General features: G+C 50.4%; 12 protein-coding genes. 8 read left to right on the top strand and 4 right to left on the bottom strand.

Translation table 11 applies throughout. From position 1 onward, the window contains the following. Positions 1-115: 115 nt before the first annotated feature. Complete coding sequence (locus H6F68_RS26340; protein WP_190551473.1) at positions 116-1,387, bottom strand: tetratricopeptide repeat protein; 1,272 nt, start codon at positions 1,385-1,387, stop codon at positions 116-118. Positions 1,388-1,713: 326 nt separating this feature from the next. Here H6F68_RS26340 and H6F68_RS29670 point away from each other — a divergent pair, with 326 nt between their 5' ends. Continuing rightward, positions 1,714-2,826, top strand: coding sequence for an SPFH domain-containing protein (locus H6F68_RS29670; RefSeq protein ID WP_190563636.1), 1,113 nt, complete (start codon positions 1,714-1,716; stop codon positions 2,824-2,826). 10 nt (positions 2,827-2,836) lie between these two features. Next, positions 2,837-4,315 (top strand): hypothetical protein, encoded by a 1,479-nt coding sequence (locus tag H6F68_RS26330; RefSeq protein WP_190563633.1) that lies wholly within the window; start codon positions 2,837-2,839, stop codon positions 4,313-4,315. A gap of 7 nt (positions 4,316-4,322) precedes the next feature. Here H6F68_RS26330 and H6F68_RS26325 read toward each other — a convergent pair whose 3' ends face one another. Then, complete coding sequence (locus H6F68_RS26325; protein ID WP_190563631.1) at positions 4,323-4,874, bottom strand: hypothetical protein; 552 nt, start codon at positions 4,872-4,874, stop codon at positions 4,323-4,325. Between the two features lie 104 nt (positions 4,875-4,978). Between H6F68_RS26325 and H6F68_RS26320 the strand changes: the two genes are divergently transcribed. Together H6F68_RS26320 and H6F68_RS26315 are read left to right on the top strand one after the other, a co-directional pair. Further along, complete coding sequence (locus H6F68_RS26320; protein WP_199300361.1) at positions 4,979-6,097, top strand: M28 family peptidase; 1,119 nt, start codon at positions 4,979-4,981, stop codon at positions 6,095-6,097. A 120-nt stretch (positions 6,098-6,217) separates the two neighbouring features. Then, positions 6,218-7,804 carry a B12-binding domain-containing radical SAM protein gene (locus H6F68_RS26315; protein WP_190436801.1) on the top strand — a complete coding sequence of 529 codons (1,587 nt, stop codon included), beginning with the start codon at positions 6,218-6,220 and terminating at the stop codon, positions 7,802-7,804. A 22-nt stretch (positions 7,805-7,826) separates the two neighbouring features. Here the strand turns inward: H6F68_RS26315 and H6F68_RS26310 are convergent, their stop codons facing one another. Next, complete coding sequence (locus tag H6F68_RS26310; protein WP_190563629.1) at positions 7,827-8,381, bottom strand: pentapeptide repeat-containing protein; 555 nt, start codon at positions 8,379-8,381, stop codon at positions 7,827-7,829. Between the two features lie 424 nt (positions 8,382-8,805). Here H6F68_RS26310 and H6F68_RS26305 point away from each other — a divergent pair, with 424 nt between their 5' ends. From H6F68_RS26305 to H6F68_RS26295, 3 genes are read left to right on the top strand one after another with little or no spacing between them, the layout of a single operon-like run. Then, the gene (locus H6F68_RS26305) at positions 8,806-9,249 is read left to right on the top strand and encodes a YidH family protein (RefSeq protein WP_190563627.1); all 444 of its coding nucleotides are present in this window, start codon (positions 8,806-8,808) and stop codon (positions 9,247-9,249) included. A 27-nt stretch (positions 9,250-9,276) separates the two neighbouring features. Then, positions 9,277-10,818, top strand: coding sequence for a DEAD/DEAH box helicase (locus tag H6F68_RS26300; RefSeq protein WP_190563625.1), 1,542 nt, complete (start codon positions 9,277-9,279; stop codon positions 10,816-10,818). Then, positions 10,748-11,971, top strand: coding sequence for a DUF790 family protein (locus H6F68_RS26295; RefSeq protein WP_190551479.1), 1,224 nt, complete (start codon positions 10,748-10,750; stop codon positions 11,969-11,971). The genes H6F68_RS26300 and H6F68_RS26295 overlap by 71 nt, the downstream gene beginning before the upstream one ends. On the opposite strand, the gene H6F68_RS29510 is transcribed toward H6F68_RS26295, so the two are convergent. Further along, positions 11,963-12,097, bottom strand: a complete 135-nt coding sequence (locus tag H6F68_RS29510; protein WP_277876166.1) for a hypothetical protein — start codon at positions 12,095-12,097, stop codon at positions 11,963-11,965. The two genes, H6F68_RS26295 and H6F68_RS29510, sit on opposite strands and share 9 nt — an antisense overlap. A 112-nt stretch (positions 12,098-12,209) precedes the next feature. Here H6F68_RS29510 and H6F68_RS26290 point away from each other — a divergent pair, with 112 nt between their 5' ends. Next, the gene (locus H6F68_RS26290; RefSeq protein WP_190563623.1) at positions 12,210-12,905 is read left to right on the top strand and encodes an S-layer homology domain-containing protein; all 696 of its coding nucleotides are present in this window, start codon (positions 12,210-12,212) and stop codon (positions 12,903-12,905) included. The last annotated feature ends 42 nt before the right edge of the window (positions 12,906-12,947 follow it).

Here is a 12,947-nt window from a genome sequence, read left to right as displayed (position 1 = left end):
CCCTGACCAAGCACACTGGCCAAGCCAGATCGTTAGTTAGATCATCGTTAGCCAGTGCGATCGCAGGTCTTGAAATCTGACAGTTCACTACCAGAGAGACAGCCGCTAAACAGGTTTAGCGGACTTGGTTGAGCTGAGCCAAGACATTACGGTAACCATCGGCTTGACCCAATTTGAGATAGAGATTTGCAGCTGTTTCCATATCTGCCAATGCCTGTTGACGATTGCCTTGGCTCAATTGCAGTAACCCTCGCTGGAAATAGGCATCCGCATTGCCTGGATTAATTTGAATGGCTTGGCTATAGTCTTCAATCGCTCCATCTGGGTCTCCAGCAGCTTTACGGTTCATGCCCCGCTCGGTATAGGCAGTATCGTCGCTGGCGTTCATGCTCAGCGCTTGGGTGTAGTCTTCCAGCGCTCCTTGAGCATCTCCTGCATTCGAGCGAGCCTTAGCCCGAGTCGCATAGGCCACCGCATAGTTGGGGTTGATCTCCAAGGCTTGGGAGTAATCGCTGGTTGCTCCCTGCTGATCACCTAAAGCTGCGCGAGCATCCCCTCGACCCTTATACGCTTCTGCGTAGTTGGGCTGTAGTTGAATGGCTTGATTGAAATCAGCGATCGCCACCTGAGGTTGTCCCATGGCTACCAGCGCAAAACCCCGATTTCCGTAGGCTTCCGCGTAGCTAGAGCGCACTCGAATAGCCGCTGTGAAATCATCAACCGCCCCCGTTTGGTCACCATTCGCAGCGCGGACAAATCCCCGATTGAAATAAGCTTCCGCATAATTGGGCTGGAGCTGCACAGCACGATCGAGATCGTCCAGAGCGGCATTGCGATCGCCTAGAGCGGCCCGAATGACTGCTCGGTTCAAATAAGCTTCTGCGTAGTTAGAGTTGTGCTTCACTGCTTGGTCAAAATCTGCCAGAGCGGCTTGGCTCTCTCCTAGAGAAGAATGTACAAACCCTCGGTTGAGATAGGCAGCAGCATAGTCAGACTTGAGTGTAACCGCTTGATTAAAGTCTTCTAAGGCCGCTTGAGAGTTGCCACCTTGGTAATAAAGATTGCCCCGATTCACATAGGCCGTCGGATCATTCGGATTCAGCTCGATCGCTTGGTTGAAGTCAGCGAGTGCCCCTTCTTTATCGCCCAGCGTAGACCGAATGTAGCCACGATTCACATAAGCGGAACCATAATTCGGATTCAGCTCGATCGCCTGATCGAATTCTTTCAGAGCCGCATCGTAATTTTCTTGTTTGGCTTGCTGGGCTCCGCTGCGATAGAAATCTTGAGCCTTAGGCTGCTTGGTTTTTTCCGATTGGGCCAGTCCCACTGGGCTTAATCCACCCAAAAGAACAAGGGCTCCCAAAATTGTGATTGCTCTGTGCATGATTTTCATGGCTCCACCTCACGGTTCTATGCAGGGACGCGACTCACGAGAGGCGAATTCTAGGTAGCATAGCTCCCGAATTTCCCCTAGTTCAGTTTGCCCGTTTTCGTCAAAATTCATAAAGTTTTCCTGAAAGTTACTGATTTCAGCTCAGCTCGTCAAGGTTTGTGTAGCTAAATGGCTTTTTCTGGAACTTCATCCAAGATTTTTGAATTCAAATGATGACTCTGCCTACTAAATGGGCACTAAGTAAATAGGTATCTAGTAGCACAACCAAACGATTACGAGTCTAAGGACTAGCTCAGGTAAATCTAGGAGAAAACCGAGTGGGCATTTTTGACAAGATTAAAGGCGAATTTGTCGATATCGTTGAGTGGCTCGATCAAAGCAACGATACGATCGCCTATCGGTTTCAGCGCCACAACAACGAAATTAAGATGGGGGCTAAGCTGACGGTACGCCCTGGACAGAAGGCTGTATTCGTCAACGAAGGCCAAATTGCGGATACGTTTAGTCCTGGGCTTTACGAATTAACGACACAAAATTTACCTGTTCTCAGCACCCTACGCGGCTGGAAGTACGGGTTTAACTCTCCCTTCAAGGCAGAAGTTTACTTTTTCAACACCAAGATTTTTACCAATTTGAAGTGGGGCACACCCAACGCCATTACGATTCGCGATCCAGAATTAGGTCCAGTTCGTCTGCGGGCCTTCGGCAGCTACAACATCCGGGTGGCAGACCCCGCTCAACTGATTCGTCAGCTTGTAAGTACAGACGGCCTGTTTCAGGTAGATGAAGTCAGCGATCAAATCCGCAACATGATCATCACGGCCTTTGCCACCTGGTTTGGCCGAGGCAACATTGCCTTGTTTGATTTTGCTTCTCGCTACGGGGAGATGGGCGAAACCATCCGGGCTGGGATGCAGCAAGAGGTGCAGCAATTTGGGCTGGAACTCACTCAGTTACTAATTGAGAACGTCTCGCTACCCCCTGAAGTCGAGACTGCCCTAGATAAGCGAGCGTCGATGGGCATTTTGGGCAATATGCAGCAATATGCTCAGTTCCAAGCGGCGAACGCAGTTGAGGCCTCGGCTAACAATCCGGGGGGCGGCAATCAAGCACTGGATTTTGGCGTGGGTTTGGCGATGGGGCAGCAGCTCATCTCTAATCTTCAAGGTGGGCAAGCGGCACCGCCTGCACCTGTGGCACCTCCCGCTGCGCTTACAACACCCCCTCCACCACCTGTCCAAATTCAGTGGTTTGTTTCGCGGGGTGGTCAGAATCTGGGGCCTTTTACGCCAGAGCAACTACCTCAAAATGGTTTAACGACTCAAACGCACGTATGGCGATCGGGGATGGCAAGTTGGAAGTTGGCAGCAGAAGTGCCTGAGCTAGCCACAGTTCTGGCCTCGATTCCACCTGCGCCTCCGGTGAGCTAAACGAACCCCCATGACCGCTACTCAACCCCTGATTAAACAATTTCCTTGCCCTGGTTGTGGGGCAAGTTTGCAGTTCAACCCTCAAGCAGGCCAACTGAAATGTCCTTACTGCGGTCGGGAGGAAATCATTCCTCAGAGTGCAGAGCAAGTGGTGGAGCGATCGTATGAGGAATATCTCAATACAGGTCGGACGAAAATGGCAGCGCTCTCAACGACGGCGCTGGAAGTGGCTTGTCCGGGCTGTCGGGCGCAAATTGAGTTTGAGCCACCCGATGTGGCTGGGCTATGTCCCTTCTGCGCCACCAGTATTGTGGCTCAGCCCAAGTCAGCAGATCCCCTTATTACCCCAGAGGCCGTGTTGCCGTTTAGTGTGGGGCAAAAAGCCGCTCGTGAAAAAATTCACCACTGGTTAGGCAAGCTTTGGTTTGCACCCAATGGTCTGAAAAAAATGGCACAGCATGAAGGTTTGCAAGGCATGTACCTGCCTTTCTGGACCTACGATTCTTTCACGGTCAGCCATTACCAAGGGGAGCGGGGGACTTATTACTATGTGACAGAAACCTATCAAGAAACTGATTCTGAGGGCAAAACGGTTACTAAGACTCGCCAAGTGCGGCACACTCGCTGGAATTCTGTATCTGGCCGAGTCGATCGCTTCTTTGATGATGTGTTGATAGCAGCTTCACAGTCTGCAAATATTGAGCGCCTAGAAGAGTTGGAGCCCTGGGATTTGTCTCGGTTGGCTCCTTATAATCCTTCGTTTTTGGCAGGGTTTAAGGCTCAACGGTATCAAGTCACTTTGCAAGAAGGATTTGAAACCGCTAAAGGCAAGATGGCTCCAGTGATTCACTCGGATGTATGCTGCAATATTGGGGGAGATGAGCAGCGAGTGCATTCTGTTTCTACGGCCTATAGTGCTATCACGTTTAAGCACATTCTTTTACCTGTGTGGCTTTCGGCTTACCGCTTCAACAATAAGCAGTATCAGGTAATGGTGAATGCCCAAACAGGAGAGGTGTTAGGCGATCGCCCTTACAGCATCTTCAAAATCACAATGGCGGTGCTTTCTGGAATTGCAATTGTTGCTGGTACCTGGTTTGGTATTGATGCTTATCAACAGCGGCAACTTCCGCAGCCTGAACCTGTCACCGCACCTTCGCTTTCCGATCCAGCAACATCTCCTGAGCTGCCAGCGACAACGCCAACTGCATCCCCGAAAACGGCTCTAGCTCAATCTACTAAGCCAGTAGATGCCAATGATCCATTTCGGCAAGCGATCAATCGAGCCACAAAAGCCTCAACTTTGGGGCAGTCAGCCGAAACTCAGGAAGATTGGTCTGCTGTGGCGAGTCAGTGGAACCAAGCGATTCTGCTCCTAGAAGAAGTTTCACCTGATAGCGCCAACTACGAAACGGCACAAACTAAGTTGCAGGAGTACCAGCGCAACTTCGACTACACCAAGCGAAAACAGGCTGAGGCTGCGCCTTAACTTAACGCTAATAGTTGCCGCTAAGCCGTAGGCGACGGGTATAGCTTTTCCATAGGGGCACTTGGTATCCTGCGAGATTCAGGGTGGGGATTTGGAAAATCTCGGCACTGGGCGATGAGTCCGCGCTTAGAGGTCGGCGGATCACGGTAGATTCTGACAAAAAAGCTCGTCCATAGGTGTTGGCAACATCTTCAGCTTCACGGCAGCTAATCTGCAATTGACCAATGGGGATGCTATTGGCTGAATAAGACCATTGAAAAACTTGAATCGGCTGGTTAAAAGGAAAAGTGAACCGACGTTGACATAAAGCATCGGTGACTTCATACATCTTGGCGATGTGGAGGTCATAAAGACTCAGTTCGCTATCGAAGAAAGCTTGGTCATTGCCACGATCGGGCACTGAGAGACTGGCAAAGGCGGTGCCACTGCCATCTACACCGCTAATGATAATGCTATTGATGGGGACTTCTTCTCTAGCGATCGCGGGAGCAATGCTAGCCATCGTTATAGCTAGCATTACCAATGTGCCAGTGAATGAAATTGCTAATTTGGGGAGCATAGTCGTTCTCCTAAAACAGGAGCAGTAATCTGAGAAGCGATAGATCTCGACTTCTATTGCGGCTTCTAGTTCTATCTTGACTGCAAAGACTGCCTGCAACCAGGATGGCAAACGAGCTAGGATCACCAAGTTGCGATCGCGGCGGGCGAATTATGCGGAAGCGGCAATGGATTTGGGTAGCGCTCTTTTTACTAACGGTGCTGATAGGGCTAGTGGCAGGCCAAAACTGGCATGGGCGATCGCCTGCTTATCTAGCTGTGAATCACTTTCGCAAGGATACAGCCCTATCTGAGCAGTTGTCCCAATTTTCACCGTCAGCGCCCGACTCTAGCACCGCTCCTTCAATTTCCCAGGTTAATGCTCCTACGGTCGATTCCAAGCGGCTGTTTGCCCATGTGCAGGCTTTGGCCTTTGAGCGGCATAGTGAGAGCGATCGCCTGCAAGCGAGAGAATATATTCTGAAAGCTTTGGAGCAAGCAGGCTGGCAACCTTACCTGCAAGTGTTTAGTAGTGGGGTGAATGTGGTGGCTGAGCGAGCGGGGACTGACTCGCAAGCAGGCAGCATTCTCGTGGCCGCTCACTTTGATACGGTGGTGGGGTCTCCTGGAGCTGATGATAATGCGACCGGAGTCGCAACCACGCTGGAGGTAGCTCAGTTACTCGGCTCGCGATCGACTCCCCGCACCTTAAGAGTTACTTTTTTTGACCAAGAAGAGCGGGGTTTGCTAGGCAGCTTTGCCTTTACCTCCGATGCCAACCTGCCACAAGATTTGCAAGGCGTGATTATCCCGGAAATGCTGGGATATGCCTGCTACGAGCCGGGATGTCAAAAGTATCCAGTTGGTTTACCTTTCCAACCGAAGACGAGCCAAGGAGATTTTTTAGCAGCGATCGGCGATCAAGAACATTTACCACTCCTAGAAGCTTTCCATCAGCCTGCAAAACCTGGACAACCCGCGGTGATTACTTTGCCGATTCCACTGCGAGGTTTGTTGACTCCAGATTTGCTCCGCAGCGATCACGCTCCGTTTTGGCAAAAAGGGATTGGTGCAGTAGTAATTACAGATACAGCAAATTTCCGCACGCCTCACTACCATCAGCCCAGTGATACCCCAGACAAGATTGACCAGAAATTCTTTGCGGGGTCTGCTCAGGTTGTGGTTAATGCAGTGAGTGCCCTGCTGGAAGGACGTCATAGCTTAGCAACCTCAAGCAACTCGTAGCCCTACACAATCTCTGTTACAACGGCGACAGTGATCTGGCCTTTGAAGATCTGCCTTCTGCGAGATGTGAGGGGTATTTTCTCCTGCCAAGGTTAAGTCTAAAGCTACGCCAAGGACTCTATGAAAGCATTACTGCTCTATCCTCGGTTTCCTCAGTCTTTTTGGTCGTACGATCGCTTTATGGAAATAGCTGGACTCAAAGCGGCTATTCCTCCCTTAGGAATTATTACAGTTGCAGCGCTTTTACCTCAAGATTGGGATATTCGGTTTTACGATCGCAACGTCAAAGTTGAAACCGAGGCGGACTGGGAATGGTGTGACATAGTTATTCTCTCCGCCATGCTGGTGCAAAAACCAGACTTCCACGCCCTGATTCAAAAAGCAGTGCAATTGGGCAAGAAAGTAGCTGTGGGCGGACCTTACCCTACATCAGTGCCACAAGATGCCCTAGACTCCGGAGCGCATTATCTGATTCTGGATGAAGGAGAGATGACGGTGCCGCAGTTTTTGACGGCGATCGCTCAAGGGGAATCTCAAGGTATCTTTCGCTCTCTCGAAAAGCCTGATGTTAGCTTAAGTCCTCCGCCCCGCTTTGATTTGCTGCAACTAGATGCCTATTTCATGATGGCGATCCAATTTTCGCGGGGGTGCCCCTTTAATTGCGAGTTTTGTGACATCATCACGCTCTACGGTCGTAAACCCCGCACCAAAGAACCGCAGCAAGCTTTAGCGGAGTTGCAAGCGCTGTACGACCTAGGTTGGCGAGGCTCGCTTTTTATTGTGGATGACAACTTTATTGGTAATCAGCGCAACGTCAAACGCTTTTTACGAGAACTGATTCCCTGGATGCAGGAACACAACTATCCTTTCACCTTTATGACTGAAGCCTCCGTCAATCTGGCAGAAGATGACGAGTTGCTACAGATGATGGGAGAAGCAGGTTTCTACGCAGTCTTCCTCGGCATTGAAACGCCGGATCAAGACAGTCTCCAGGTGACGCGCAAGATGCAGAATACTCGTAACCCGCTGATCGAGGCTTGCCGCAAAATCAATGACGCAGGGATGCTGATCTACGCTGGCTTTATCCTGGGCTTTGACGGAGAGCGCACAGGTGCAGGAGAGCGAATTCAAGCCTTTGTAGAACAAACCAATATCCCTCAACCCATGCTGGGGATTCTGCAAGCTCTGCCCAACACGGCTTTATGGAATCGGCTGCAACAAGAGCAACGTTTGGTCGCAGGTACAGGCGTGACGGATGTCGGCGATCAAAACACCTTAATGAATTTCGTTCCCACTCGACCGATCGCGGAGATTGCCAAAGAGTATGTAGAGGGTTTTTGGACCTTGTATGAACCGACTAACTACTTGAGGCGGTCTTTTCAGCAATGCCTCAACATTACGCCTCCCTCAGGCCGCAAGCAGATGATGCAGTTTACGCCGGGTAGAGGATTAAGGCTGGTAAGTCAGTTAATCTGGCACCAAGGAATACGACGACCCGAAATTCGTGGGCAGTTTTGGCGACAGTTATGGGCGATCGCACGAAACAAGCCCCAAACTCTAGCAATGTATCTGGGCTTATGCGCCGCCGGAGAGCATTTTTGGGAATATCGGGCTTTAGCAAGACAACGCATTACTGAGCAGTTGGGCTACGACCCCACGATCACTCCTGTGGTACCGGAAGCCCAACCTACTTTGGTCAGGCTATGATGCGTTTGCTAAAAGCCTTCCCTTAGGCATGAACGCTGCCATCGGGCATGCGGGTGCTAGCCAATCCTGTGCCTTTTAGAGTTGTACCTGCGATCGCGGCTCCCCGTAAGTCTGCTGATTCTAGGTACGCTCCATCTAGGTCGGCCCCGTCTAGTTGGGCTTCCTGTAAATCTGCACCACTCAGGTCTGCCCCCCTAAGATCGGCTCCCCGGAGGTCTGTCTTACTTAAGTTAGCGCCCTTCAAGTCAGCTCCTCCCAGCTTGACTCCCCGCAGGTCAGCACCGCTTAAATTGGCTTTGGTTAAATCCGCTCCGCTGAGGTCAGCCCCAACCATTTCGGCGCTAATCAGGCAGACCTCGATCATTTCCGCATCGGCCAAGCAAGCCTGATTCAGTTTTGCTTGCTCCAAGTGGGCATTGGTCAAATCCACGCCTCGTAAGTCTGCGCCAACCAAGTGCGCTCCAGTTAAATGCGCCCCAACCAACTTGGCATTTGTTAAGCACACATGCACTAGGTTAACTCTGCTAAAGTTGCGTTCTCCTGCTGCATATTGTTGCAAAAATTCTTGAGTATCCATCTTGTTTATTCCCAGTTTTATTATTAGATTGAATGCTGAATTGAATCCAAGTCATAGCAGCTTAATTCAATGACAGTTTTTTGCTCAAGCTAATACGAATAATCAGCATTTAACTAGAGCTACAGTTTTATTGATTTTTAAGCAATTCCTCAAATGCCAAGTGCTTCAGCACCTGAATATCTCGATTTCAGAAAGTCTATTTTAATCTCTACAACACCGCAAGATAGACGGCTTACATTGAATCTATGCTGTAGAAAATCCCTAGATCAGATTGTGTAGAAATTCAGATTTAGAGATGCTGATAGAGTTAATTAGATAGTAAAAAATAGTCTTCACTACCTTCACCCTAGCATGGAATATTGAATTAAGCTTTTAGGATTTTCAGCAACTCTTCTCCTAGAACAGCTCCCGCTTAGGTAAGACCATGACTCAAAAACCAACAGTCGATCGCCAACGCGAACACCAAGCCAATGAGCGGACTTTTCTGGCTTGGCTACGAACCTCGATCGCGCTGATTGGCTTTGGCTTTGCGATCGCTCGTTTCGGGCTATTTTTGCAGCAACTGCAAATCACTTTGACGCAACAGAGCGCGCGAGTGCATCCGTTTTTGAACTCGTCAAACTTAGGATTGAGTTTGGTGCTTCTGGGAATTGCCACCATCTTGATCGCGGGTTGGCACTACAACCAGGTGTTTTGGCAAATCGAGCGAGGAGATTATCGTCCCAGTCGATGGCTTGTTTGGGTGATGACGATTGCTGTGGCTGTTTTAGGGTCGCTTAGCATTCCTTTGGTTCTGTGGAGAAATTTCAATACGCCTGTTCCTCCCCACAACAGCGATCGCCCGAATTTCACTAAACCTATAGAATGAGCGGAAAGGAACAACTGCTAGGGACTGATGGCTCGCACTCCTACGCTCTCATTTGATCGGGGTACATTGATTCTGCATCCACCACCGAAAGGTAAGGCGTGGATTGAGTTTGCCACCTGGGATGACCGGGTAGAGCGCTTCCGAATTCCCGCAATTCACTACCGAGAACTGGTAGAAGCGCTGCAATCCGACGGCACCGCCTTTGAAGATCAAGCCCGCATTTTTGCGCCATTGCCGTTGGTGGCGAGTGTGGAGATGCAACCCTATCCTCACCAAAGCGAGGCGCTAGCGGCCTGGATAGAAGCAGGACGACAAGGCGTGGTAGTTCTGCCCACGGCAGCGGGGAAGACGTACTTAGCGCAAATGGCGATGCAAGCCACACCTCGCCACACGCTGATTGTGGTGCCCACCTTAGATTTGATGCATCAGTGGTACGCCCACCTGATGGCTGCCTTCCCAGATGTAGAGATTGGTTTGTTGGGCGGAGGTTCCCGCGATCGCACCCCCATTCTTGTCTCGACTTACGACAGCGCCGCCATCAATGCTGAATCCTTGGGCAACCAATATGCGCTGCTAATTTTTGATGAATGTCATCACTTACCCAGCGACTTCAATCGAGTGATTGCTGAGTTTGCGATCGCCCCTTACCGCTTGGGGCTCACGGCTACTCCAGAACGCGCTGATGGCAGACATGCTGACTTAGAAACGCTGGTTGGCCCGGAAGTCTACCGCCGCACGCCGGAGGAACTCTCTGGAACGGCACTGGCAAATCATGAAGTGGTGCAGATTAAGGTGAAACTCTCGGCCCAAGAGCGCGATCGCTACGATGAGTTGATCAAAACTCGCAATCAGTTTTTGCAGGATGTGAATATCCGCCTGGGGAGTATGCAGGGGTGGCAGCGGTTTGTGCAGGCGAGTGCGCGATCGCAGGCAGGGCGGAGAGCGATGTTAGCCCATCGAGAGTCGAAGGAGATCGCCTTAGGCACAGAAGGAAAACTGCGAGTCTTAGCAGATCTGTTGTCGCAGCACTACCCGGAACGTATTCTGATTTTCACCAACGACAATGCCACCGTTTATTGGATCTCGCAAAATTTCTTAATTCCGGCGCTGACCCACCAAACCCCGGTGAAAGAACGTCACGAAATTCTAGACCGCTTTCGCAACGGCACTTACAAAACTCTGGTGACATCTCACGTACTCAACGAAGGTGTCGATGTGCCAGAAGCCAGTGTCGCGGTAATTCTCTCTGGTACTGGCTCACAGCGAGAATTCATTCAGCGCTTAGGACGTGTACTCCGGCGCAGCAAAGAAGGCGAGAAATTAGCCATGCTGTATGAAGTGGTGGCAGAGCAAACCAGCGAAGAAAATACCTCCGATCGCCGTCGTTCCACTACTACCCCGACTACTGCCAAATTCAAGCCCAAACCTGCACAGCAACCTCGACAATTAGAAATTGTCCCCTCAAATCCTACATCTAGCCCTTACGAGATAAGCGCCCATGTTACCCACCGAGCTGCTGATTCACCGTTACAGTGGGGAGGAGATCATCCCGAAGCGCCTGAAACTTGAGGCGACAAATGTAGCGATCGCTTCTGAGCTAATTTCTCTTTTTCGAGATGTTGTGGGGCAGACGCAGGGAGAACTGAATCGGCAACTGCAAGAGCTAGAAGGAGATACCCCCGACTACCGGATGAAGCGGGGTTTGGCGCATTTGCTTAAGAGTGCTATGTGTACGTTTGAGATCATTAGTCCGCTGGAGCCGCAGCAGTTACGAGAACGAGTCTTTGCCTTTGCTGCGAATACGCTGCCCAGCCCCCAAGCGACTCCTCAAACATTGGATCGGTTGGCAGATTCGTTGAGCAAAGAACTAGAGCGAGAAGTCTTCCCAGACCAAATCCGCGCTGGCTTGTATGCCGACTTAGCAGAGAACCGCATCCTCACCCAATTTGAAGAACCTACGCCCGAAGCGTTGCTGCATCGCTACAACTTGTCACAAGTGCAGGGCGTATTCTACAAAGCCAGCCACATTATCTTGAATGTGCATCGCAACGATCCGGGTGAATACAAGCTGCTATTTCGCTACCTGAAGCTGTTTCAACTGATGACCTACATTGAAGGTGACGCGGATCATGGCTTTACGATCACGATTGATGGGCCTGCTAGCTTGTTCAAAGTCAGTACCCGCTACGGCTTGGATATCGCTAAACTCATTCCAGCCATGCTGCATGTGACGAAGTGGAACCTGAAAGCCACCTTGCAAACCCGTGACTTTTACACAAATGAACCCAAGTTGCGCCACTTCAGCCTTAAAGACGATTGTGGCTTGGTGACTCATTATCCTCCCGGCAAGCCCTACGACAGCATGTTGGAAGCTTCCTTTGCCGATCGCTGGGATTCTTTGAAATCTGAGTGGAAATTGGAACGAGAAGTCGATCTAATCCCGATTCCGGGCAGTGTCATGATCCCCGACTTCCGCCTTGTGCATCCCGACGGTCGGACGTTTCTGCTCGAAATTGTGGGTTACTGGCGACCGGAATATCTCCGCAAGAAATTTTCCCAGGTGCGCCAATCGGGTTGTGACAACTTAATTTTGGCCATTTCCGAGCGCTTAAACCTGGAAAAAGCAGGCGTAAAGGTACAAGATACACCTGCAAAAATTATTTGGTTTAAGGATAAATTGGCTCCGAAAGCGGTGTTGGCGGCGATCGCTGACTCAAACTAAACCAAAGCGATCGCTGACAGAGGCTGATGAGTAAATTTGCTGAAACATAAAATCAATTGCCTCGTCAACTTGGGTATCGGGGTCATCAACTAAGTTGACCCGACTGAACGACGCAATCTCTAGCACGTTCGTTAAGCCGAATCCGAAAACTCCGGCGAGAGGTTTGAATCCAAAAGCTCTACCGGGTTTAAGCGATCGGCAATTTGTAGAGTTGGCATAGTCAGGAGGGATGTAAGAGATGCACCGCTTACTCAGCGCCATTTCTTTAGTGGTATTGCTACAAGGCTTGCAATTGGTAGTGCAAGCGCAATCTGTACCTGAGACACCACCCTTGGGTGAACCTGTAGAAGTGATCGCCCCTGTCGCTGATCCGATCGCATCGGTGGTTGCGGCTGGCTTGATGACAAAAGATAGTAACGGGGATTTTCGTGAAACTGATTTGCTCAGTCGCGCCGAGTTGGCTTCTATCTTAGTCAAGACATTTCAGTTGAATCAGCGAGCGGCGGCTAAGCAAGGTGAGCCAGTGCCTGTAGATGATGTATCGCCTAACTACTGGGGCTATAAAGACATCCAAACGGTGCTGAAAACAAAGACCATGACAGGCTATCGCGGTCGTTTGTTCTATCCCAACCAGAAAATAACTAGAGCCGAAGCCCTGGCAATTTTTGCTCAAGCCTATGGCGTGTACCAGTTCCCCGATGCGACTGTAGAAGCAATTTTGGCTCGCTATCCTGACTCCCAAAACATTCCTGCGTGGGCACGTAAGGCAATGGCAACGGCGCTGAATGAAGGCTTTGTCAATGTGGAAAGGAACCGCATTAGTCCGCTCCAGCCAATCACGCGAGGTGACTTGGCTTATGCCTTGAGCCAATATTTAGCGCGGCAAACGAGGCCTGATTCTACGCCTGCTCAGGAAACTCCAACACCTCAATAATCAAGTCGCAATCAGGCTGAATAGAGCTGCTGCAGCTTCTTC

It is taken from the genome of Trichocoleus sp. FACHB-262 (assembly GCF_014696035.1).
GTDB lineage: Bacteria > Cyanobacteriota > Cyanobacteriia > FACHB-46 > FACHB-46 > Trichocoleus.
This window is presented reverse-complemented; position numbering and strand designations above follow the sequence as displayed.